Annotated in this window: 21 protein-coding genes; 10 read left to right on the forward strand and 11 right to left on the reverse strand. The window is 71.7% G+C overall.

Annotated elements, in window-relative coordinates; translation table 11 throughout:
* Together AB0F52_RS06675 and AB0F52_RS06680 are read right to left on the reverse strand one after the other, a co-directional pair.
* Complete coding sequence (locus tag AB0F52_RS06675; RefSeq protein WP_360165320.1) at positions 1–945, reverse strand: SDR family NAD(P)-dependent oxidoreductase; 945 nt, start codon at positions 943–945, stop codon at positions 1–3.
* Positions 942–1,529: a TetR/AcrR family transcriptional regulator gene (locus AB0F52_RS06680; RefSeq protein WP_360165323.1), complete on the reverse strand. Its 588-nt coding sequence runs from the start codon at positions 1,527–1,529 to the stop codon at positions 942–944. Before AB0F52_RS06680 ends, AB0F52_RS06675 begins: the two co-directional genes overlap by 4 nt.
* A gap of 197 nt (positions 1,530–1,726) precedes the next feature.
* Between AB0F52_RS06680 and AB0F52_RS06685 the strand changes: the two genes are divergently transcribed.
* From AB0F52_RS06685 to trmB, 6 genes are all read left to right on the forward strand, one after another.
* Entirely contained in the window at positions 1,727–2,665 is a 939-nt protein-coding gene (locus AB0F52_RS06685; protein ID WP_360165326.1) for an ABC transporter ATP-binding protein, read from the forward strand.
* Positions 2,666–2,682: 17 nt separating this feature from the next.
* Positions 2,683–3,432 carry a hypothetical protein gene (locus AB0F52_RS06690; RefSeq protein ID WP_360165329.1) on the forward strand — a complete coding sequence of 250 codons (750 nt, stop codon included), beginning with the start codon at positions 2,683–2,685 and terminating at the stop codon, positions 3,430–3,432.
* A gap of 109 nt (positions 3,433–3,541) precedes the next feature.
* Complete coding sequence (locus AB0F52_RS06695) at positions 3,542–4,456, forward strand: ATP-binding cassette domain-containing protein (RefSeq protein WP_360165332.1); 915 nt, start codon at positions 3,542–3,544, stop codon at positions 4,454–4,456.
* On the forward strand, positions 4,453–5,208 hold the full coding sequence (locus AB0F52_RS06700; RefSeq protein WP_360165335.1) for a hypothetical protein: 756 nt from the start codon (positions 4,453–4,455) through the stop codon (positions 5,206–5,208). Before AB0F52_RS06695 ends, AB0F52_RS06700 begins: the two co-directional genes overlap by 4 nt.
* A 159-nt stretch (positions 5,209–5,367) precedes the next feature.
* Complete coding sequence (locus AB0F52_RS06705; RefSeq protein ID WP_360165338.1) at positions 5,368–5,937, forward strand: hypothetical protein; 570 nt, start codon at positions 5,368–5,370, stop codon at positions 5,935–5,937.
* Between the two features lie 9 nt (positions 5,938–5,946).
* A complete protein-coding gene (gene trmB / locus AB0F52_RS06710; RefSeq protein ID WP_360165341.1) occupies positions 5,947–6,654 on the forward strand; it encodes a tRNA (guanosine(46)-N7)-methyltransferase TrmB in 708 nt (235 codons plus the stop codon).
* Between the two features lie 123 nt (positions 6,655–6,777).
* Here the strand turns inward: trmB and AB0F52_RS06715 are convergent, their stop codons facing one another.
* Positions 6,778–9,027, reverse strand: coding sequence for an ABC transporter permease (locus tag AB0F52_RS06715; protein ID WP_360165344.1), 2,250 nt, complete (start codon positions 9,025–9,027; stop codon positions 6,778–6,780).
* Positions 9,024–9,725 carry an ABC transporter ATP-binding protein gene (locus AB0F52_RS06720; RefSeq protein WP_360165347.1) on the reverse strand — a complete coding sequence of 234 codons (702 nt, stop codon included), beginning with the start codon at positions 9,723–9,725 and terminating at the stop codon, positions 9,024–9,026. The genes AB0F52_RS06715 and AB0F52_RS06720 overlap by 4 nt, the downstream gene beginning before the upstream one ends.
* A 172-nt stretch (positions 9,726–9,897) precedes the next feature.
* On the opposite strand from AB0F52_RS06720, the gene AB0F52_RS06725 reads away from it, so the two are divergent.
* Genes AB0F52_RS06725 through AB0F52_RS06735 form a run of 3 tightly spaced genes read left to right on the forward strand, consistent with a single transcriptional unit; the run spans position 9,898 to position 13,678 of the window.
* Complete coding sequence (locus AB0F52_RS06725) at positions 9,898–11,697, forward strand: histidine kinase (protein WP_360165350.1); 1,800 nt, start codon at positions 9,898–9,900, stop codon at positions 11,695–11,697.
* Complete coding sequence (locus AB0F52_RS06730; protein ID WP_360165353.1) at positions 11,694–12,347, forward strand: response regulator transcription factor; 654 nt, start codon at positions 11,694–11,696, stop codon at positions 12,345–12,347. The genes AB0F52_RS06725 and AB0F52_RS06730 overlap by 4 nt, the downstream gene beginning before the upstream one ends.
* A gap of 23 nt (positions 12,348–12,370) precedes the next feature.
* Entirely contained in the window at positions 12,371–13,678 is a 1,308-nt protein-coding gene (locus AB0F52_RS06735; protein WP_360165356.1) for an amidohydrolase, read from the forward strand.
* On the opposite strand, the gene AB0F52_RS06740 is transcribed toward AB0F52_RS06735, so the two are convergent.
* From AB0F52_RS06740 to AB0F52_RS06760, 5 genes are all read right to left on the reverse strand, one after another.
* Complete coding sequence (locus AB0F52_RS06740) at positions 13,675–14,352, reverse strand: SDR family oxidoreductase (RefSeq protein WP_360165359.1); 678 nt, start codon at positions 14,350–14,352, stop codon at positions 13,675–13,677. The genes AB0F52_RS06735 and AB0F52_RS06740 overlap by 4 nt on opposite strands.
* A 13-nt stretch (positions 14,353–14,365) precedes the next feature.
* Complete coding sequence (locus AB0F52_RS06745) at positions 14,366–15,985, reverse strand: SdrD B-like domain-containing protein (RefSeq protein ID WP_360165362.1); 1,620 nt, start codon at positions 15,983–15,985, stop codon at positions 14,366–14,368.
* Between the two features lie 87 nt (positions 15,986–16,072).
* Positions 16,073–18,139 (reverse strand): PhoX family phosphatase, encoded by a 2,067-nt coding sequence (locus AB0F52_RS06750; RefSeq protein WP_360165365.1) that lies wholly within the window; start codon positions 18,137–18,139, stop codon positions 16,073–16,075.
* A gap of 109 nt (positions 18,140–18,248) precedes the next feature.
* On the reverse strand, positions 18,249–19,466 hold the full coding sequence (locus AB0F52_RS06755; protein ID WP_360165368.1) for an MFS transporter: 1,218 nt from the start codon (positions 19,464–19,466) through the stop codon (positions 18,249–18,251).
* Positions 19,456–19,914, reverse strand: a complete 459-nt coding sequence (locus AB0F52_RS06760) for a MarR family transcriptional regulator (RefSeq protein WP_360165371.1) — start codon at positions 19,912–19,914, stop codon at positions 19,456–19,458. Before AB0F52_RS06760 ends, AB0F52_RS06755 begins: the two co-directional genes overlap by 11 nt.
* 66 nt (positions 19,915–19,980) lie before the next feature.
* Here AB0F52_RS06760 and AB0F52_RS06765 point away from each other — a divergent pair, with 66 nt between their 5' ends.
* On the forward strand, positions 19,981–20,619 hold the full coding sequence (locus AB0F52_RS06765; protein ID WP_360165374.1) for an HAD family phosphatase: 639 nt from the start codon (positions 19,981–19,983) through the stop codon (positions 20,617–20,619).
* On the opposite strand, the gene AB0F52_RS06770 is transcribed toward AB0F52_RS06765, so the two are convergent.
* Both AB0F52_RS06770 and AB0F52_RS06775 read right to left on the reverse strand, forming a co-directional pair.
* Positions 20,612–21,307 (reverse strand): hypothetical protein, encoded by a 696-nt coding sequence (locus AB0F52_RS06770; RefSeq protein WP_360165377.1) that lies wholly within the window; start codon positions 21,305–21,307, stop codon positions 20,612–20,614. The genes AB0F52_RS06765 and AB0F52_RS06770 overlap by 8 nt on opposite strands.
* Entirely contained in the window at positions 21,304–21,834 is a 531-nt protein-coding gene (locus AB0F52_RS06775) for a SigE family RNA polymerase sigma factor (RefSeq protein WP_360165380.1), read from the reverse strand. Before AB0F52_RS06775 ends, AB0F52_RS06770 begins: the two co-directional genes overlap by 4 nt.
* Between the last annotated feature and the right edge of the window lie 3 nt (positions 21,835–21,837).

Consider the following 21,837-nt stretch of genomic DNA (forward strand, 5'->3'; position numbering starts at 1 on the left):
TCAGCGGAAGCCGTCCGGCGGCGTGGTCGCCGGGTCCTTGCCCGCGTTGCGGACCTCGGTGATCCAGCGGCCGAAGTCCGGGCGGTCGCCGTCGACGTCGGTGTAGCCGTACTCCCTCATCAGCGTCCAGGACGCCAGCGTCCGCCCGGCGAAACGGGCGACCTCCGGGTCCTGCGCCAAGGCCGCGACGCCGCGGGCCAGCAGGTACGGCGTCTCGGAGATCTTGAAGTCGACCGGGGCGAGCTTGCCGACCGCGTCGCGCCAGTTTTCCTCGGTGACCTCGAAGTGGTCGAGCATCGACTCCGAGCGCAGGAACCCCGGGGTGACGGCGAGACCGACGCAGTCGTTCTTCTTCAGCTCGACGCCCAGCGCCCGGCCGAGCGCGCGGATGCCGCACTTGGCCAGGTAGTAGGGGAGGCCCGCGCCGACGTAGTCGTCGTTGTCGCCGTCGGTCACCTCCAGCACCAGCCCGCGGCGGGCGACCACCAGCGGCAGCAGCTTGTGCAGCGCGATGAGGTGCGTGTCGAGTGCGTTGTGCGTGAGGGTGAGCGCGTCCTCCAGTGGCGTCTCCCAGAACGGCGCGTCGAAGTGGAAGTACATGTCGCCGCCCCAGACGTCGTCGACCAGGATGTCGATTCCGTCCACTTCGGACTCGACGCGCGCCCGCAGTGCGTCCACATCGGACACGGAGGTGAAGTCGCAGCGGACCACGACGGCCTTGCCGCCGGCCGCCTCGACCAGTTCGCCCGTCTCTTCGATCGTCTCCGGGCGCTTCATCGGCGACACCGTTTCGCGCGTCGTACGGCCGGTGACGTACACCGTCGCGCCCGCGCGGCCCAGCTCCACCGCGATCGCCCGCCCGCAGCCCCGGGTCGCTCCCGTGACCACCGCGACCTTGCCCTGCAAACTCAGTGCTGATCCTGATTCGTTCGCAAGCTCACTCATGTGTCCTCCCGTCCCCGCCACGCGGACAGCACCGCGTCGACGTCCTCCGCCAGCCGGTCGGCCAGCCGCCCGTGCGGCCGGATCGACCAGTCGATCGACACCCCGTTGATCACGCCGAGCACCGCACGCGCCGCCCGCGGCACGGCCGGGGCGTGCGGCAGAGAACCCGCCGCGGCACGCACGAGCCGCCGCAGCTCGTCCTCGACCGCCGTGAAGTGCTCGCCCAGCAGCGACCGCAGCACCGGATCACCGATGTCCACGCCGAGCTGGCCCAGGTGGTTCGCCGCTTCTTCGGCGTCACCGAGCACCGCGTAGACCGACACCGCCGCGGCGCGCAGGCCGTCGACCGGGTCGTCCGCCCGCTCGGCGCACGCCCGCATGTGCTCGACCGCCCGCCGCGTGGCCCGCCGGCTCATCGCCTGCAGCAGGCCGCTCTTGGAACCGAAGCGCTGCGCGACCGTGCCGACCGAGACACCCGCTTCCGCGGCGACCTGCGCGAGCGTGAAACCGGGGCCACAGCGGCCGATCACGGTCTCCGCCGCACCCAGCAGCCGCTCGTCGGTGATGCTCCTCGGCCGGGCCACGGCATTATTGAACCACAGTTCATTAATGGCGTCGAATCAGGGTCGACTCAGGGTCATCACTGATCGCGCATCGGCCGAAGAGCCAGCAAGGTACTACTCAGGTAGGGGGACCGGTTCGGCCTACAGGGTGACGCGCGAACCATCCCCGACCCGCGACGATGAACGCGTCGTAAGCGAGGGGCGGAAGAGGAGCAGTCATGATCGAGGCAACCGGCCTCACCAAGCGGTACGGAAAGACACTGGCGGTGAACAACCTGTCGTTCTCCGTGGCCGCGGGGCAGGTCACCGGCTTCCTCGGTCCGAACGGGGCGGGCAAGTCCACCACCATGCGGATGATCCTGGGCCTGGACAACCCGACGGGCGGCCAGGTCACCATCGGGGGCAAGAAGTACCACGACCTCAAGGAACCGCTGCGCACCGTCGGCGCGCTGCTCGACGCGAAGTGGGTGCACCCGAACCGTTCGGCGCGCGCCCACCTGCTGTGGATGGCGAAGTCCAACCGCATCCCGGCCACCCGCGTCGACGAGGTGCTCGACACGGTCGGGCTGACCAGCGTCGCGAACAAGCGCGCGGGCGGGTTCTCGCTCGGCATGTCCCAGCGGCTCGGCATCGCGGCCGCCCTGCTCGGCGACCCCGAGGTGCTGCTCTTCGACGAGCCGGTGAACGGCCTCGACCCCGAGGGCATCCTCTGGATCCGGAAGTTCATGCACCGGCTGGCCGAGGAAGGCCGCACGGTGTTCGTGTCGAGCCACCTGCTTTCGGAGATGGCGCTGACCGCGAGCAACCTCGTGGTGATCGGCCGCGGGCAGCTGATTTCGCAGTCCACCACCGAGGAATTCGTCTCCCGCGCCGCGGAGAACACCGTCAAGGTGCGCTCGCCTCAGCTGGCCGAGCTGCGCGAGGTCCTGCAGCGGGCGAGCGCCGGGGTCGCCGACGAGGCGAACGCGCTCGTGGTGTCCGGGATGGACAGCGACAAGATCGGCGAGATCGCCGCCGCCAACCGGATCGTGCTGCACGAGCTGAGCCCGCAGACCGGCTCGCTCGAGCAGGCCTTCATGCAGATCACCGGCGACTCCGTCGAGTACCACACCGGCCTCGACGCCGAGGCGCAGCACGTGCTCGAGTCCGCCAAGTAACCGGGGAAACCAAGATCATGAACCTGCTCGCGGTCGAACGCATCAAGCTGTTCAGCACCCGCTCGCCGTGGTGGTGCGCGCTCATCACCCTCGTCCTGTCCATCGGCTTCGCCGCCATTCTCGCCGCCAACACGCCCGCCGACACGCCGGTCGCCCTGTCCGCCACCCAGTTCGGTGGCTCCCAGTTCGGCATCGCCGTCGTCATGGTGCTCGCCGCGCTCACGGTGACCACCGAATACCGCTTCGGCACGATCCGCACGACGTTCCAGGCCGTGCCGCACCGCTCGCCGGCACTGGTCGCCAAGGCCGTCGTCGTCGCGCTGGCCGCGCTGGTGATCGGTGAGATCGGCGCGTTCGGCGCGCTGGGTCTGGCCATGCTGATGCGGCCCGACGACCACCTCGGCCTGCACACCTCACAGGACTGGATGAACGTCGCCGGGCTCGGCCCGGTGTTCGCGATCAGCGCCGTGCTGGCGGTCGCGCTCGGCATCCTCATCCGGCACAGCGCGGGCGCGATCGCCGCGCTGCTCATCTACTACTTGGTCGCCGAAGAGCTGGTGCAGCTGATCCCGAAGGTCGGGCACCACATCCACGAATGGCTGCCGTTCAACGTGGCGAACAAGTTCCTGCGCGGCTCCGCCGTCGTCGACGGCCCGGCGCCGTCGGACTCGCCGCTGAGCCCCGGCTGGGCGCTGGCGTACTTCGCCGGCATCGCGCTCGTGTTCCTGCTCGTCGCGCTCGGGGTCGCGAAGAAGCGGGACGCATAGGGGAGAAAAAAGGGGAACAGGGGAAAACACCGGATCCGGGTCGCACTGTCGGGGGGCGACCCGGATCCGGTGTTTCGCAGTAGGCTCGCCTGGACGGACGGGGGAGCCCATGATCGAGGCGACAGCACTGACCAAGCGGTACGGCGCCACGACCGCGGTCAACGAACTGACGTTCACCGCGCGCTCCGGGCGCGTCACCGGCTTCCTCGGCCCGAACGGCGCCGGCAAGTCCACGACGATGCGGCTGGTCCTCGGCCTCGACCGCCCCGACGCGGGCCGGGTGCTCATCGACGGCGTCCCGTACCCGCAGCTGAAAGATCCACTGAGGACGGTCGGCGCGATGCTGGACGCCACCTGGCGCCACCCCGGCCGCAGCGGGCGCGCCCACCTGCGCTGGCTGGCCGCGACCAACGGCATCCCGGACAAGCGCGTCGAAGAGGTGCTGGCGCTGGTCGGGCTGACGAGCGTCGGCTCGATGCGCGTCCTGCAGTACTCCCTCGGCATGCAGCAGCGGCTCGGAATCGCCGCCGCCCTGCTCGGCGACCCGCGCGTGCTGCTGTTCGACGAGCCGGTGAACGGCCTCGACCCCGAGGGCATGGCGTGGATCCGGCAGCTGCTGCACTCGCTGGCCGCCGACGGCCGGACCGTGTTCGTGTCCAGCCACCTGCTGCCCGAGATGGCGCAGACCGCGCAGGACCTGGTGGTGATCGGCCGCGGCCGGCTGATCTACCAGGGCACCATGGAGGAGTTCATCGCACAGACGAGTGAACACGGCGTGCGGGTGCGCACCCCGCACGCCGACCGGCTGCGGACGGCGCTGACCGGGCAGGCCGAGTTCACCGAAGCCGACGGCGCCTTCGTGGTGTCCGGGGTGGACAGTGACCGGATCGGGCAGCTCGCCTTCGACGCCGGCGCGACGCTGCACGAGCTGAGCCCGATCACCGGCTCGCTCGAGCAGGCCTACCTCGACCTCACCCGCGACGCCGTCGAATTCGCGGTGCCGGCCCCGGAGGCCTCCCGATGATCGCCAACCTGCTCCGCGCCGAGCGCATCAAGCTCTTCAGCACCCGCGCGCCGTGGTGGTGCCTGGCCATCGCGATCATCGCGCCGCTCGCCCTCACCATGCTGATCTTCGCGCTGGCCGGCCCGGAGATCCCGCCGACCGTCGGCAACACCCAGCTGGTGAGCGGCAACGGCCGGACCGTGCTGCTCGTCCTCGCGGTGTTCGCGACCGCGTCGGAGTTCAACTGGGGCACCATGCGGCTGACGTTCCAGGCGGTGCCGGGCCGGGTGCCCGCGCTGCTGGCCAAGGTCGTGGTCGTCGGCGCACTGGGCACGGTGCTCGGGCTGGTCATCAGCTTCGGTTCCTGGGGGCTGGCGTCGCTGGTGCGGCCGGACGCGGACCTCGCGCTGCACACGGGCGCCGACTGGCGCTCGGTGCTCGGCCAGGGCCTGGTCTTCCTGTTCACCGCGGTGGCCGGGGTGGGCGTGGCGCTCCTGCTGCGCAGCGTGGCTTTCGCGCTGACGGTGGTCATCGTGTGGACCCAGGTGCTCGAAGGCCTGTTCGTCTTCATCCCGGGCTTCGGCAAGTACGTCTACCAGTGGATGCCGTTCCACGCCGCCGACGAGTTCGTCGGCGCGAGCGGGCTCACCACGGGCCCGCTGGGGTTGCCGTCCGCGCCGCTCGGCCCGTGGGGCAACCTCGGTTACTTCGCGGCGATCGCCGTTGCCCTGTACGTGGCCGGCGTGCTCGTGACGGCACGGCGCGACGCCTGAGCGTGACCGCCGTCTCAATAGCGCACAAAACCTTGTTAACAAAAGGTGAAACAACTGTGGCTTCTCTCACAGCCACCGGACATACTGCTATGACCAGGCAAGATTCATAAGTGAACGCACCGGACCCGTCTGAACTCCCCCTGGAGGTGAATCTTGACGGTGGACACCGGGCAAGAATTGGGTGGCACGATTCCCCGAGCCCGCGTCGAAGGCGACGCTCCCCGGCTCGAACCCATGCTCGACCTCGAATGGTCGCGGGCGATCGAACTCCCACAGGCCGCGATGACGGCGGCGACGCCGTCCGAACTCCGCCGCGCGTGGGTGCACCGCGCGCCTCAGGACAGTGTCCTGGCCCTGTTCCGCGCTTCGGCCGGGATGGCGGGCCAGATCCCCGCGCCGTGGTGGCTGCGCGCGATGGCGGACGGCAAGCTCGATTCCCGGGAACAGGGGTTCCGCGTCGAAGACCGGATCGCGCAACTGCTCGGCCCGCGTCCGGGGTGGGAATTCGTCCCGTGGGCCGCGGACGGCGAATCCGGCTACTGGGAGTTCATGCCGTCCGAACGCGGGAAATCGGGGCACGCGATTCCCACCACGGTGATGAACACCGACCGGCACCCCGGCTGGATCGACGTCCTGCCCGCGCACACCGGGCGTACGCCGGACCCGATCCCGGTGGCCGGGCTGGCGGGCCTGCGATCTCGTCTCGGGGTGTTCGAAGCCGTTCGTTAGCCTCGGCGAGTGGAAAACGAGCACCAACCCCGGCTGCGCAGCGTGGTCAGCTACGTCAAGCGCGGTGGCCGGATGACCGTCGGGCAGCAGCGGGCGTGGGACGACCACTGGCCGCGGCTGGGCCGCACGGTGAGCGAGCTGCCCGCGGGGCCGCTGGACTTCACCGCGTGGTTCGGCCGCGAGGCGCCGGTGATGCTGGAGATCGGCTCCGGCATGGGCGAGACGACGTCGCAGCTGGCCGCCGCGGCGCCGGAGCTCAACTACGTCGCGGCCGAGGTCTACGACCCGGGCCTCGGCCAGCTGATGCTGCGCGCCGAAAAGCTCGGCGTCGAAAACCTGCGGCTGCTGCACGGCGACGCCGTCGTGCTGCTGACCGAGCACGTCGAGCCGGAGACACTGCACGGTGTGCGGCTGTTCTTCCCCGACCCGTGGCCGAAGAAGAAGCACCACAAGCGGCGGATCGTGCAGCCTTCGTTCGCCGCGCTCGTCGCGTCGCGGCTCGCGCCCGGCAGCACCTTCCACATGGCGACCGACTGGGAGAACTACGCCGAGCAGATGCTCGAGGTCTGCTCCGCCGAGCCCGCGCTGCGCAACCGGTACGCCGACGAACCGGGCGGCTGGGCGCCGCGGCCGGAGTGGCGGCCGGTGACGAAGTTCGAGCAGCGCGCGGATGTCGAAGGCCGCGTCTCGCACGACTTGATCTTCGAGAAGCGCTGATCTTCGAACGGCGCTGATCCAAGAAAGGCTGAAGGGGACTCTCCCCGGATCCCCTGCGGAGAAAGTCCCCTTCAGCTCACTACCCCCGGTATCCGCCCCGGCCCCGACTCCGGGAGCGGACGCCTATTCCTCGGCCAGCGGCTCGGCCTGGACCCGCTTGAGCGCGGGCGTGCAGACCGAAGCGCCGAGCAGGGCCACCCCGACCCCGAGCACGACCGGCGCGAGCAGCCACGGGCTGAGCACGATGCCGCGCGCGTCGACCATGCTGTAGAGCCCAACACCGACCAGTACCCCGACGATTCCCGCGCCGATGGTGGCGACCAGCGCCGGCAGCGCGGCTTCCATCCGCAACGCCCTCGCCAGCACCCGCACCGGCGTGCCCGCGGCCATCAGCGCACCGAACGTGCGGCGGCGGTCCATCACCGAGCCCGCGGTCGCGACCGCCGCACTGCAGCCGGCCAGGATTCCCGCCGCGATCAACCCGATCACGGTGACCCGGCGCAGGTCGCCGAGTTCGGTCTGCTGGTTGAACAGGTACTGGTCGCGGCTGCCGATCTCTTCGCCCGCGGCCGGCGCGGCCAGTGCCGTCCGGACGATCTCGCGGTTCGCGTCGGTGGTCGGCGCGACCACGGTGACGTACTTCGGCGTGAAGCCGTCCGGCAGGGCGGCCGGGTCGATGATCGACGTGCTCGACAGGTCCGGGTCGGGAACGCGGACGGCTTCCGCCCGGGTCCCCGATTTCACGGCCGAGGCCGGCCCTTCCCAGTTGTCGGCGATCTTGTACTGGGCCAGGTCGAGCGCCGAGTCGCCGAAGACGGCCGGGCCGCCCGTGCAGTTCTCCGGCGTGAGCCCGAAGCGGGTCAGCTTGACGGCGTCGGCGCAGGTCATCACCAGTGCGCGGTGGCCGTACCGGTTGGGTGCCTGCCCCTTCACCAGGTAGACCTCGCCGACCGCGACCGCCTTGTCCGGCTGGCCGTACTTCTGCAGGGAGGCGTTGGCCTGGTCGACGATGGTGCGCGCGTGCTGGCCGTCGGTGTCGACGTAGAGCACGGAGTCGGCGAACGACCGCCCGCCACCGGCCATCGATTCGAACGTCGGCAGCAGCGTCAGCGCCATCGACCCGGCGAACACCGCCAGCACGATCCCGGCGGAGGCCCGGTAGGCGCCCTTCGGGTCGTCACGCAGACGGCGGCCGGCGAGCAGCGCGGACGGGCGCCGCCAGATCCGGACGAACGTGCCGCCGACCGCCGACGTCACCCACGGCCCGACGATCGCGGCCGAGCCGACCAGGAAGAACAGCCCCGCCATCACCAACCCGATGCCGCCGTACTCCTTCGCCGTCGTCACCGCGACCAGGAAGAACACCCCGGCCGCGGGCAGCGCCAGCAGCCGCCACCAGTGCAGCGGCTTCTTCGTGTGGCCGCCGGTGGCGAACAGCGGGTTCTTGAGGACCCGGCGCAGGCCGAGGACACCGGCCAGCACCACGAGCACCGGGATGGCCAGGGCGATGAACACCGTCAGCCCGACCGGCAGCGCGAAGTCGGAGGCCAGCCAGGTGCCGCCGGCCCACGGGACGAACGACGCGAGGCCGTGCAGCGCCGGGCTGATCAGCAGCCCGAGCAGCGCACCGATGCCCGCCGACAACGTCGTCTCGGCGGCCACCATGTTCGTGACCTGCCCCGGGGTCGCCCCGGCCAGCCGGATCGCGGCGAGCCGCCGTTCCCGCCGGGCCGCGGTCAGCCGCGCCGACGACGCGACCAGCACCAGGCTCGGCACCAGCAGCACGATGATCCCGACCCAGGACAGCAGCATGAGCAGCGCGTCCGGGCTCGCCTTGCCGCTCGGGAAGCCCGACAGCTGCGAGGAGCGCTCCGGCATGGCGTCCGGGGTGTGCCCGGTCAACGCGACGAGCTGCTCCGGGAACCGGAGGCCGTCTTCACCGAGCGCGCCGACGGGCTTGCCGAACCGGTCGCCGAGCTGCCCGGCCGGGTTGGCCTGCAGGAGCCGGCCCAGTGCGGGCGACACGACGGTCTCGCCCGGCCCGGGCAGCTGCGGCACGCCCGGCGGCAGCGGGACCGACGCGGACGTGGCGCCGGGGGCCAGCGCGACGTCGACGCGGAGGATCTGCTTGCCGTCGAAGTAATCCTTCGTCGCGGTGAAGAGCATGGTGACCGGGCCGTCCGTGCCGCGGCTGTAGAACTGCTCGCCCTGCCAGAGGGCCCGCTGTTCGCGGTTCTGGGTGGCGAACGGCAGCGTCGCCAGCAGCAGCACCAGCCCGGTCGCGACGGCCACCCCGATCGCGGTGAGGATCGCCGACGTCCGGGTCCGCCGGTCCACCTTCAGCACCCGCAGGGCGATCTGGAGGGAGTTCACGCCGCCAGCCTCGTCGCGATCAGGCCGTCGCGGATCGCGACGGTCTTCGGCATCGACTCGGCCAGCTCGCGGTCGTGCGTCACCACGAGCACCGCGGCGCCGGTCTCGTGGGCGGCGCCGAGGAGGGCGTCCATCGTTTCGCGGCCGGTGCGCGTGTCGAGCGCGCCGGTCGGCTCGTCCGCGAAGATCACCTTCGGCCGGTGGGTCAGCGCCCGCGCGATCGCGACGCGCTGGGCCTCGCCGCCGGAGAGCTCGCCGGGACGGCGGCGTTCCTTGCCGGCCAGGCCGAGGCGCGAAAGCCAGAGGCGGCCGGCGTCGATGGCCTCCTTGCGCCCGAGCCCCGCCAGCAGCGACGGCAGGGCGACGTTCTCTTCGGCCGACAGCTCGGCGACCAGCATCCCCGACTGGAAGACGAACCCGAACTCGGTGCGGCGCAGCTCGCTGCGCTTCTTCTCGCCGAGGTGGTCGATCCGCTGCCCGCCCAGGAAGATCTGCCCGTCGTCGGCCCGGAGGATGCCGGCCAGGACGTGCAGCAGCGACGTCTTGCCCGAGCCGGACGGCCCGACGATGGCGACGGCGTCCCGCGGCTGGATGTCGATGTCGATGCCGGCCAGGGCGTGCTGAGTGCCGTAGCGCTTCACCAGCCCGCGGCCGGACAGCACCGGGCCGCTCGTCGCGTGTGGAGTGTTCGGGTCCACGAGGTTCTCCCTGCCGTTTCGGATCTTGACGCCGATGAGCTTCGCCGAGATCGGGGGCGCCCACTTCGGGCAGACGGCCAGTCACGCCCCGGCCCGCCTCGGCCGATCGGCCGAGGGAGTGCGGGCCACTCGGCCAAGGTGCGGGCGCCGGGGGATCACGTAACGTCACGTTGTGCCCGCCGCGTCTCCACCGAAAACGCTCTCCACCCGCGTCACCGCCCTGGTGCGGCGCATCGGCGTGCCCTCGGCCGTCCTGCTCGCCGCGTTGCTGTTCGACGTCATCTACACGACGCAGGCGGCGCTCGACGACGCCGGTCCGCGCTTCGTCGACTTCGGGCTCTTCCCCGGCATTTTCGTGATGGCGGCGTGTGGGCTCTGGGCTCAGAAGCGCGCCGCCGTCGCCGCAGTGGCCGGCGGCGGGGTGCTGATCTTCTCCACCCTCATCATCCACACGTTGCGCATCCCGCCGTACTCCAGCGTGCTGCCGAAGGTGACCATCACCGAGGTCGTGGCCGGGGTGCTGATGGTCTACTACGTGGCCCGCCGGGCGCGGGCGGGCGTGGCGTTCTGCGTGATCAGCTTCCTGGTCGTCGCCGGCCTCGTCGCCGTGTTCGGCCGGTACGCCGGTGTCGGTGACATCGACGGCGGCACGGGTACCCAGGCGCTGCTGTTCGGCCTGCTGCTGCTCGTCGGCCCGCTGGTGCCCGCGGTCGCGGCCCGCGACCGCGGCCCGCGCGCCACTCCGCGGACCCGGCTGCTGCGCCGGGTGAACGAGCTGGCGATGGGGCAGTGGCCGCTGATGGGGCTGCTCGCCTTCGCCCTGCTCTTCGAGTTCGGCTACACCTACTCGAACACCGCCCGCGGGTTCCCGATCCTGTTCTGCTCGATCCTCGCGGCCGTGATCGCGGTGCTGTCCCCGCGGCGGCCCGCGGACGCGCTCCTCGGCCTCGCCGGGATCATGCTGCTGTCGGCGGTCATCACGCCGTTCCTGCAGCTGCACTCCTACGACTACCCGGTCCCGGGCGGCGTGCCGGCCACGCAGGTCATCGCGGGCATGGGCGTGGTGGTGAACCTGACCCGGGCCCGCGGGCTGGGCCAGTCCTGGGCCCGGGTCGCCGTGCTGTCGAGCGTCGTCGCGCTCGCGGCGATCCTCAACTCCGACGCGCGACGGGGCCTGCAAACCGATCCGCAGGTCCTGTCGGTGCTGGCCTTCGCCGCGACGCTGATGCTGGGCATCTCGATCGCCGTCGGCCTGATGCTGCGGTCGCGGGACTCCGAGCGCACCCAGATCGTGCAGGCCGCGGTGAGCGACGCGCAGACGGCCGAGCGGATGGCGCTGGCCCGGGAGCTGCACGACGTCGTCGCCCACCACGTCACCGGGATCGTCGTGCAGGCGCAGGCCGCGCGGATGATGGCCGCGCAGAAGCCCGAGGTCGCGGTCGAGGCGATGGCCCGGATCGAGAACGCCGGCGTCGAAGCGCTCGCGGCGATGCGGCGGCTGGTCCGCTCGATGCGGGGCGACGCACCGGCCGGGTCGAGCGAGTTCAGCGAGCAGGCCACCACCGACCTCGGCGCCGACCTGCGGAAACTGGTCGAAACCGCCAACCACGGCGTGCCGACGTCGATGCACCTGGACCTGCCGCCGGATCTGCCGCACGAGGTCGGCCGCTCGGCGCTGCGGCTGGTGCAGGAGTCGCTGACGAACGTCGGCAAGCACGCCTCGGGCGCGACCGAGGCGCTCGTCGTCGCCGAGGTGGTGGGCGCCCAGCTGCACCTGCGGGTGACGGACGACGGGCGCGCGACGGCACACCGGCCGGCCGGCGGGTCGGGCGGCTACGGTCTGGTCGGCATGCGCGAACGCGTCGCGCTGCTCAAGGGCCGGTTGTCGGCCGGGCGGGGCCCGGACGGCGGCTGGCGCGTCGAAGCTTGGCTGCCGCTGGCGGCCGGAGAAGACACGGAAGGGGACGAGTGATCCGGGTACTGATCGCCGACGACCAGGAGATGGTGCGGATGGGCTTCCGCATGATCCTGGACGCGCAGGACGACATCGAGGTCGTCGCCGACGTCGCGGACGGCGTCTCGGCGGTCTCGAAGGCCCGCGAACTGCGCCCGGACGTCTGCCTGCTCGACATCCGCATGCCGGGCCTCGACGGCCTGGAGGTGGCCCGGCAGCTGGCCGGGCCGGACGTGACCGACCCGCTGAAGGTGGTCGTCGTCACGACGTTCGACCTCGACGAGTACGTGCACACGGCGCTGCGCAACGGCGCGCACGGCTTCCTCCTGAAGGATGCGGGCCCGGCGCTGCTGATCGAAGCCGTCCGGGCGGCCGACCGCGGCGACGCGCTGGTCTCGCCGCAGATCACCGTGCGGCTGCTGAAGCACTTCAACGGGTCCGGCTCGGCGAAGCGGCAGGTCGCGCCCCCGTCCGAGCCGCTGACCGCCCGGGAGCTGGACGTCGTCAAGGCGGCCGCGCGCGGGTTGACGAACACCGAAATCGGCGCGGAGCTGTTCATGTCGCTGTCGACGGTGAAAACGCACCTGGCGTCGGTGCAGAGCAAGATCGGCGCCAGGAACCGGGTGGAGACCGCGGCCTGGGCGTGGCGGAGCGGAGTCGTCTCGTAATTCCCGGTGCGTAGTATCCAGAGATGCAACGCCGTTTCCACGCCCCTGTCGTTCTCCCGGCCGACCCGTCCTGTTCGCTTCTCCGTGACGCGGTCGTCGATGTCGACGCCGATGGGCGCATTTCGTACTGCGGACCGGTGGCCACCGCCCCCGAATCCGCCGCACCGGTCACCACCCTGACCGGCATCCTGCTGCCCGGCTTGGTCAACACGCACGCACACAGCCCGATGACGCTGCTGCGCGGCATGGGCGGCGACCTGCCGCTCCTGCCCTGGCTGAACGAGATCATCTGGCCGGCCGAGGCGAAGCTGCGCCCCGAGGACGTCCGCACCGGCATGCTGCTCGGCTCGGTCGAGATGCTCCGCCACGGCGTCACGACCAGCGCCGAGATGTACTTCGAAGGCGAGCAGCTGGTCGACGCGGTCCTCACGACGGGCGGCCGCGTGCTGGTCGCGCCGCCGGTGATGGAGCTGCCCGGCCTCGACTGGCGCGCCCAGCTGGCCGGCATCGAGCGCTGGATCGACACGGATGGCCTCCGCTTCGGCCACGGCGACCGCATCGAGCTGGGCTACGGCCCGCACTCGGCGTACATGCTGTCCGCGGAAGGCCTGCGGACGACCGCGGAGTCCGCTGCTTCGCGCGGTGCGCTGGTGCAGATCCACGTCGCCGAGGCGGCGGCGGAGGACACCGCGGTTCGTGCTTCCCACGGTTCGGTGCCGGCGCTGCTGCGTGAGCTGGGCATGCTGGACGGCCGGGTGCTGGCGGCGCACTCGATCCACCTCTCGGACGAGGACATCGCGTTGTTCGCCGCGCACGGGGTCGGCATGGCGCACTGCCCGGGCTCGAACGCGAAGCTGGCTTCGGGCATCGCGCGGATCGCGGACCTGCGCGCGGCGGGGGTCGCGGTCGGCCTGGGCACGGACGGCCCGGCCTCCAACGACGACCTCGACCTGTGGGAGGAACTGCAGCTCGCGGCCATGTTCGCCCGGCTGGCCACGGGCGACTCGACGGTGCTGACGGCGGCGGACGTCTTCCTGCTGGCCACCCGCGGCGGGGCGGCGGCGCTGGGCAGGCCCGACATCGGGGCGCTGGAGGAGGGCCGGTGGGCCGACCTGGTGCACATCGACCTGGACGACCCGGCGTTCGCGTGCGGCCTGGAGGTGCCGGACGCGCAGCTGCTGTCGAACCTCGTCTGGGCGGCCGGTTCGCGGCGGGTCCGGGACGTCTGGGTCGCGGGTGAGCAGGTCGTGGCCGAGGGCGAGCCGGTGAAGGTGGACCGGGCGAAGGTGCAGGCCGGCGTGGCCGAGACGGCGGCCCGGCTGCGGGCTTAACGCGGGCGGAGGATCACTTCCGTCGGGTGGGCGTCCGGGGTGGCCGACACCGCCGTCACCACCGCGGTGGCCACCGAGTCCGCCTTCAGCAGGTGCGACGTGTCGTACTCGCGGCCTTCGCCCGCGAAGATCGCCTGCTGCATCTCCGTGTCCGTGCGGCCCGGGTAGACCGACGTCACGCGGATGTCGCGCTCCTCCTCGCGGAGGGCGTCGGCGAAGGCGCGGACCGCGAACTTGCTCGCCGCGTACGGGGACCAGCCCGGGCGGGCGTTCAGGCCCGCACCCGAGTTGATCACCACCACGTGGCCGCGGGCCGCGCGGAGGGCGGGGAGCAGCAGGCGGGTCAGCTCGACCACCGCCAAGGTGTTGATCTCGAAGTTGTCGCGCCACGCGCCGGCCGAAGCCTCCTCGATGCGGCCGAGCCGGGCGACCCCCGCCGAGTGGACCAGGACGTCGAGGGACGAGATGTCCGCGACCGCCGAAGCGAGCGAAGCGGAGTCCGTCAGCTCCACCGGCCACGGCGTCGCGCCCGGGAGCTCCTTCGCCAGGGCGGCCAGCGCGTCGGCGTCGCGACCGCCGAGGAGCAGGCGGTGCGTCGGGGCCAGCTGGTGCGCGACCGCCGCGCCGATTCCGCGGGAAGCGCCGGTCACCAGGGCGAGAGGAAGATCCGTCATGCCTCCACCGTAGCTACGCGAAGCCCACGTCCACCGTGTGGTCTTCGCGCTTGCCGGGGCCGAGGGGGTGCGGGCCCGCGCAGCCGGACGCCGGGTCCGCGTCGGAGTCACGGGCGTCGTCGCCGGTGTCCTTGACCGTCGGGTGGTGGCCGTCGGCGGTGAAGCACACCTGGTAGGTGCCGTCCTCCAGGCCGTCGAAGCCGTACGCCCCGCCCGCGCCGGTGACCACGCTCGCCACTTCCTTGCCGCTCGCGTCCTTCAGCACCACCTTGACCCCGGCGAGGCCCGGTTCGCCCGCGTCCTGCAGGCCGTTGCCGTCCGAGTCGGCCCAGGTGAAGTCGCCGACCCGGTTCACCGGGGAGAGCAGCCCGAGGTCGACCGTGAAGTCTTCGTGGGACGGGCCGCCCACGGTGCGCGGCGCGGTGCAGCCGTCCGGGCCGGCGTCGGAATCGCGATCGTCGCTGCCGGCATCGCGGCGGGTCACGGTGAAGTCCGCGGGGACGGCGAAGCAGACCTGGTACGTGCCGTCCTTCAGCTTCTCGAAGCCGTACTTGCCCTTGTCGTCGGTCGTCGCCGTGCTGACCGTGCCGCCCGCGCCGTCCTTCAGCGTCACCTTGACGCCCGCGACGCCGGGCTCGGCCGGGTCCTGCAAGCCGTCGCGGTTGCGGTCCGCCCAGACGAAGTCGCCGATCTTCGCGATGGCCGGCGGCGGCAACACCGTGATCGTCGCCGACGCCGTCTTGTCGCCGAGCGTGCCGCCCGGGTGGTGCACGCCGGTCACCTTCGCCGTGTTCACGTGCCCGCTGTCGGCCACCGTGAGGTCCGGGTGGTCGCAGGTCAGCTGCCGGTTCGCGCCTGCGGCCAGCGCGAAGGGCTCGAACGTCCCGGGGCACCACGGGTCCTGCACCGTGATCCCGGTGAGGTCCTCGGTGCCCTCGTTGGTCACGGTGATGCGGTAGTGCGCGGTTTCGCCCGCGGTGATCGTCGCGAACGAGGCCCACGCGCCGGTCGCCGGGTTCTGCACTTCCTTCTTCACCGAGTACGCCGCGAGCCGGAGGTCGACGCAGTCCCAGTGCAGCCGGTCGAGGGTGGTCGTGGCGAAGAACTTCACCGCGGCCGCTTTCGCCGGCGCCGTCGCCGCCGGGAAGTCCTGCCGGTCGAGGGCGCCGTCGCCGGCGAAGTGGTCGGCGACGAGCTTGGTCTCCTGGATCTGCGTGCCGGTGGCGTCGTAGAACCGCAGGCCGGTGGCCGGTTCGTACCTCGGCGCGCGCGAAGCGGTCCAGACGCTGAGGGTGTAGACGCCGCCGGGGACGAACCGTTCGGTCTGGTAGGCGGTGCTGGTCTTGCCGTCGGGTGTCTGGACGACCGCCGCCCGCTGCCCGTCGACGGCGTACTCCCGCTCGGTCAGCAGCTTCGGCACCTTCGCGGCCGGTGTGCCGGGCGGGACCGGGGCGGCCGGGGCGAACACGTACCCGTCCGGGGCGCCGTTGCGCGCCGCGAGCTCGACGCTCGGGTTCGCCGCGAGCCCGCCGCAGACCGGCGGCGCGTCCGCGGCGGTGGACGTGGAGGCGGGCACGACCGCCGCCGCGATCGCCACCACCGCCACCGCCGCCGTGCGCCCCGAGAAGATCACCTCTCGACTATGGCGCGCGGTGCGGGCCCGCACCGGCCGAGAACCGTCCACTTAAGAGTGAAATTCGGCCGGCGCGGGCCCGGTGCGTCAGCGCTCGCCGATGCGGCCGGGCAGCCCGAAGCGGCCCTTCTTCCACACCGAGACGATGGCCGGCCGCGGCTGCGCGGTGCCGCCGTCCGGCCAGTGCGACGTCGGGTTCGCCGAGCTCGCCGCGTTCTCACCCGGGTGCTGGACCGCGACGAGCACCAGGTTGTCGGTCACGACCGGGCCGCACGTCTCGGCGCCGACCGGCACCGAGAGGAACTGCTTGACGTGCCCGCGCTCCGGACCGGCGACCGGCACCGAGAACAGGCCGTCGTTCGCGCCGAGGGCGTTGCCGTCGGTGGCGACCCACAGGTTTCCGTGCCGGTCGAAGGCCACGTTGTCCGGGCAGGAGATCGGGCTGACCTGGTCCTTCGGGAACCCGCCGAAGTAGGTGTCCGCCGCCTTCGGGTCGCCGCAGACCAGCAGCAGCCGCCAGGAGAACCGGGTCGACGCCGCGTCGCCGCGGTCCTCCTCCCACTCCAGGACGTGGCCGTTCTTGTTGCCGACCCGCGGGTTCGGCTCGTCGGCGCCGGCCTTGCCCGTCGCGCCGCGGTCGCTGTTGTTGGTCAGCGCCGCGTAGATCCGGCCGTTGACCGGGTTCGGCTCGATGTCCTCCGGCCGGTCCATCTTCGTGGCGGCGACCTTGTCCGCGGCCTGGCGCGTGAAGACGTAGACCTCTTCGGCGGTGAAGCCGTCCACAAAGGACTTGTCGCCGCTCGCCAGCGGGATCCACTCGCCGGTGCCGTCGAACTCGCCGTCGGCCGGCAGGGTGCCCTTGCCGTCGATCTCCGCGGCCGGGCTGTCGCCGGTGAAGCGGCCGACGTAGAGCGTGCCCTCGTCGAGCAACGCCGAGTTGTGCCGCCGCGCGTGCGCGCTGTTGCCCGGCTTGTACTTGCCCTTCGAGACGAACTTGTAGATGTACTCGAACCGGCTGTCGTCACCGGAGTAGACGGCGACACGGCCGTCGGCGGTGATCTTGATGTTCGCGGCCTCGTGCTTGAACCGGCCGAGCGCGGTGTGCTTGACCGGCGTCGAGGTGGGGTCGTTCGGGTCGATCTCGACGACCCAGCCGAACCGGTTCGGCTCGTTGGGCTCGCTCGAGACGTCCCAGCGCTTGTCGAACCGCTCCCACTTGCGGGTGCTCGTGCCGGCGCCGACGGAGTAGCGCTTGAGCCGCGCCGCCGCGACCGGGTCGGTGACCTTGTCGGAGTTGGCGAAGTACTGGTCGAAGTTCTCCTCGCCGGAGAGCACCGTGCCCCACGGCGTCACGCCGCCGGAACAGTTGTTCTGCGTGCCGCGGACCTTGCGCCCGCTCGGGTCCGCCGAGGTCTTGAGGAACTTCGAGCCGGCGGCCGGGCCGCGGACCTCGAAGATCGTGTCGAGGGTGATCCGGCGGCCGTACCGGCTCGGGACGACCTCGAGGCCGCCGTGGATCGGGTCGCGGCGGGCCTGCAGCACCGAGAGGCCGTGCGCGGCCCAGGCGATCTTCGCCTGCTCCTCGGTCGGGTTGGCCGGGTCGTACTGGTCGGCCGGGAACATGTGGACCTCGGTCGTGTACTCGTGGTTGACCACGAGCAGGTTCGACAGGCCCAGCGGGTCCTGCGGGATCAGGCCGACGAAGTCGTTGTTGTAGCCGAACTGCTTGGCCTGCGCGGCCGCGGTCTGCCGGGCGAAGTCGAACTTCGGCGCGCCCGCGACCACCGGGTCTCCCCAGCGGACGACGACGCGCTGGGCGTAGCCGTCGGGGACGCTGACCGCGTCGAGCTTGTTCGGCGGGACCGGCGTGAAGTCGGTGCCGGGCACCGGCCGCGGCGGCCTCGGAGCGTGCCCGGCGGGCGCGGCCGCCGCCGTGCCGGACAGGGCGGCGAACCCACCGGCCGCGGCGGCCATCACGGCACCGGCCTTGAAGACCCGGCGGCGCGAGATGTCCTTGACGACGTCGCCGAAGTACTCGTTCGCGGACTCGTTCGCCTCGGGGTGGGCGCACGCGTTGCCGCAGCGGTATTCGCAGGTGATCGGGGAGCGGCCGCCCGGGTGGGTGGGCAGCAGCGGGAGCAGGCGGTCGAGCACTTCGCCTCCATGGTGGGAGTTCGGGAACGCACTGAACCTAAGCTCCCAAAACCAGCCATTCCAGACATTCAGATGAACGGCGGGTGTACTGCTGCCCCGAACGGAGGTGTCAGAACTCTTCCCCGACGAGCACGGCTTCCTTCGGCAGGGTGTGCGGGTCCGCCTTCTTCTCCCGCAGTGAGAGCAGCGCGCCCGCGACGACGCACAGCACGGCCGAGGCGACGAACGGCGCCTGCGGCGAGCCGAACCACTCGGCGACGTGCCCGACGAGCGTCGCGGCGACCGCGCCGCCCAGCCAGCGGCAGAAGTTGTAGCCCGCGCTGGCGACCGGGCGCGGCGCGTCGCTGATCGCCATCGCGGTGCCGGTGAACAGCGTGTTCAGCAGGCCGGACACCAGCCCGGAGACGATGATCCCGGCGACCAGCACCGGCTTGCTCGGCACGGCGAGGACCAGCATCAGCACGGCATACCCGAAGACGGCGGCCGCGGCGGCGTGCCGCTCGCCGAGCCGGGCGGCCAGCCGCGGCGCGAGGGCGACCCCGGCGACGGCGACGCACAGGCCCCAGCCGCAGAACACCAGGCCGACGGCGATCGCGCTCCAGCCGAGGACGAACGGCGACCAGGCGAGCACCGCGAAGAACGCGGCGGTGTACAGCGCCGAGGCGACGGAGGTGCGCAGCAGGCCGGTGTGCTTCAGCGCGCGCAGCGGGTCGAGCAGCTTGATCGGCTCGCGCTTCTCGTGCTTGTCGCTGTTCAGGAACACCGCGCACAGCACGAGCGCGCCGGCCATCAGGATCGCGGTACCGAGGAACGGGCCGCGCCAGGAAATCGAGCCGAGCAGCGCGCCCAGCAGCGGACCGACCGACAGGCCGACGCCGAGAGCGGCCTCGTAGAGCAGGATCGCGCCGGACTGGCCGCCGGTCGCGGCGCCGACGATCACCGAAAGCGCGGTCGCGATGAAGAACGCGTTGCCGAGCCCCCAGACCGCGCGCAGCCCGACGAGCTGCTCGATCGACCCGGCGGCCGCGCAGAGGGCGGTGGCGGCGACGATCAGCGTCAGCCCGGCGAGCACCGTGCGCTTCGCGCCGAAGCGGGCGCTCGCCGCCCCGGTGACCAGCATCGCGACGACCTGGACGCCGAGGTAGGACGAGAAGAGCAGGGTGACCTGGGACGGCGTCGCGTCCAGGCCCTTGGCGATGGACAGCAGGATCGGGTCGACCAGGCCGATCCCCATGAAGGCGATGACCGCGGCGAACGCGGTGATCCACACCTGCTTGGGCTGGTCCTTGACGGCGTCCAGCAGGCTCGAGTGGTGTTCAGCGCTCATCGCTGATCAGTTCCTCCTTCTTGGTGTCGACGAGCAATTTGGCGAGAGCGGGCAGGGCGGCCTCGATCGCGGCGCGGTCGGGTTCGTCCATGGCGATCAGCCGCTCGCGGAGGAACTCCTCGCGAGCCGTCACCAGTTCGGCGTAAAAACGCAGGCCCTCGTCGGTGACTTCGACCAGCACCGCGCGGCCGTCGGCGGGGTCCGGGCGGCGGGTGGCGAGCCCGAGCCGTTCGAGCCGGCCGACGACGTCGGTCATCGACGGCAGCTTGACCCGTTCGTACTCGGCCAGCGCGCTCATCCGGCGCGGACCGCCGTTGACCAGCTCACTCAGCACCGAACCCTGGGTGAGGGTCAGCGTCAGCCGCGGGGTCTGGCGGCGCACCTGGTGGTAGAGCCGGAAGACCAGCGGCCGCAGCCGGTGGGCGAGGTCGGCGATCGCGGAAGTCACTTAGCCAGGCTAACAAAATTTAGTAAGGGTAGCTAAGTAAGTCGGCTCACAGGCTAGGCTCGGGCCATGGACGCGGTGATCTTCGACCTCGACGGCGTGCTGGTGGACTCCGAGCGGATCTGGGACGAAGTGCGGCGCGCGGTCGTCGCCGAGCACGGCGGCACCTGGCGCGAGGAGGCGACCCGTGCGCAGCAGGGGATGAGCACCCCGGAGTGGGCCCGCTACCTGGTGGAGGAGCTGGGCGCGCGGCTCACGCCGCCGGAGATCGCGACGGTCGTGGTCAAGCGGATGGCCGCCCGGTACGCGGCGGAGCCACCGTTGATCCCGGGTGCGGTGGACGTCGTGCGGCAGGTGTCGGCGCGGTGGCCGGTGGCGATCGCGAGCTCGTCGCCGGTGATCCTGATCAAGGGGTTCCTCGACGTGACGGGCCTGCCGGTGGGAGCGGCGGTGTCGTCCGAGCAGGTCGGGGCCGGAAAACCGGCGCCGGACGTCTACCTGCGGGCGGCCGGGCTGCTGGGCGTGGCTCCGGCGGACTGCGCGGCCGTGGAGGACACGACGAACGGGCTGCGGTCCGCGCTGGCGGCGAAGATGGCGGTGTACGCGGTGCCCAACCCGCATTTTCCGCCCGATCCCGAGGTGCTGGAGCAGGCCACGGCGGTGGTGGAGAAGATCACCGACCTGCCGGGCGCACTCGGCCTCAGCTGACCTCGAAGCGCACCGGCGGCGAGCCCGGGTTGACGTCGGCGAGGAACACCTGGCCCGAGTCCGTCGAGGTGATCAGCTTGCCTTGGCTCAGGTCACCCGCGGCGTCGTAGAGGCGCAGCACGTGCACCGCCCGGTCGACGAGGAAGACCGCCTTGCCCGCGGGCAGCGGCCCGCCGTTCTTGCCGATGTACCCGGCGCGCACGGGAGATCCCGACACGGGAACGCACGACGGCGACTCGACGCCGAAGTACGATTCCGGCCCGCTGTGAGTCGCTCCCTTGGGCAGCGCCTCGATGCAGAACACGGGCCGTCCCGTGTCGTCGAGGGCCTGGGAGGCGTACGAGGTCCAGGTGTTCGTTTGCCCCACGAAGTCGGTGAGCGCCTTCAGCTCACCCGCGGAGTTCAAGCGCAGCGAGAGCAGGGGCCGCGCGAGCACCAGCTCCTGCCCCTGGCGGGCCGCCGGCTCCGGCCCCGGGCTCTGCGCGGTGTTCAGGTTCGTGGCCAGCAACACGCTCGTCAGCACCGCCAGCACCGCGGCCAGTGGCGCACCCCACGCCGCCGCCCGGCGACGGCGCGACGGCCGCCGCTGCCGGCGCTGCTGCTCGGCCCAGGCCGCGTCGAGGTTGGGCGCGACCTCCCCGGCCTGTCCGCGCAGTGCTTCGGCCAGCTTGCGTTCGAGGTCGGTCATCGCTCACCTCCCAGGTCGTCCCCCAGGTGCTTGCGCAGAGACTCCATCGCGTGGTGCGTCGTCGCCTTGACCGTGCCCTGGGAGATGCCCAGGGTCTCCGCGATGGCCGCCGTGCTGAGGTCCAGCCAATAGCGAAGCACCAGCACCTCGCGCTGTCGCCGGGACAGCCGCACCAGCACCGCGCGCAGCCGCTGGTGCTCCCAGTTCGCCACCGCCCTGACCTCGGCCGACAGCTCGTCCGGCGGCCGTTCCTGCGGGGTCCGCCGGACGACGCGCAGGTGCCGGGTCCGCGAGCGCGACATGTTCACCACGATCGTGCGGAGGTAGCCGGCCACCCGGGAGTGGTCGGTCAGGGAGTCCCAGCGCTGGTGGAGCTTGACGAAAGCCTCCTGCGCCACGTTCTCCGCGTCGTCCGCGCCGAGCAGGTGGGCCAGCCGGGTCATCTGGCCGAAGTACTCGCGGAAGAGGTCGTGAAAGGTCGGCGTGCCCAGGTCCCCCGGCGCGCTTTCGCCAACACTCGCACTCACACC

Source organism: Amycolatopsis sp. NPDC024027 (genome assembly GCF_040638975.1).
In the GTDB taxonomy this organism is placed as follows: domain Bacteria; phylum Actinomycetota; class Actinomycetes; order Mycobacteriales; family Pseudonocardiaceae; genus Amycolatopsis.

What these genes read in the sequence shown, in the direction of transcription:
- AB0F52_RS06690 (WP_360165329.1), top strand. Translation starts at nt 2,683, where the DNA reads ATGAACCTGCTCGCGGTCGAACGCATCAAGCTGTTCAGCACCCGCTCG.
- AB0F52_RS06740 (WP_360165359.1), bottom strand. Translation starts at nt 14,352, where the DNA reads ATGACGGATCTTCCTCTCGCCCTGGTGACCGGCGCTTCCCGCGGAATC.
- AB0F52_RS06735 (WP_360165356.1), top strand. Translation starts at nt 12,371, where the DNA reads ATGCAACGCCGTTTCCACGCCCCTGTCGTTCTCCCGGCCGACCCGTCC.
- AB0F52_RS06765 (WP_360165374.1), top strand. Translation starts at nt 19,981, where the DNA reads ATGGACGCGGTGATCTTCGACCTCGACGGCGTGCTGGTGGACTCCGAG.
- AB0F52_RS06675 (WP_360165320.1), bottom strand. Translation starts at nt 945, where the DNA reads ATGAGTGAGCTTGCGAACGAATCAGGATCAGCACTGAGTTTGCAGGGC.
- AB0F52_RS06770 (WP_360165377.1), bottom strand. Translation starts at nt 21,307, where the DNA reads ATGACCGACCTCGAACGCAAGCTGGCCGAAGCACTGCGCGGACAGGCC.
- AB0F52_RS06700 (WP_360165335.1), top strand. Translation starts at nt 4,453, where the DNA reads ATGATCGCCAACCTGCTCCGCGCCGAGCGCATCAAGCTCTTCAGCACC.
- AB0F52_RS06755 (WP_360165368.1), bottom strand. Translation starts at nt 19,466, where the DNA reads ATGAGCGCTGAACACCACTCGAGCCTGCTGGACGCCGTCAAGGACCAG.
- AB0F52_RS06695 (WP_360165332.1), top strand. Translation starts at nt 3,542, where the DNA reads ATGATCGAGGCGACAGCACTGACCAAGCGGTACGGCGCCACGACCGCG.
- AB0F52_RS06685 (WP_360165326.1), top strand. Translation starts at nt 1,727, where the DNA reads ATGATCGAGGCAACCGGCCTCACCAAGCGGTACGGAAAGACACTGGCG.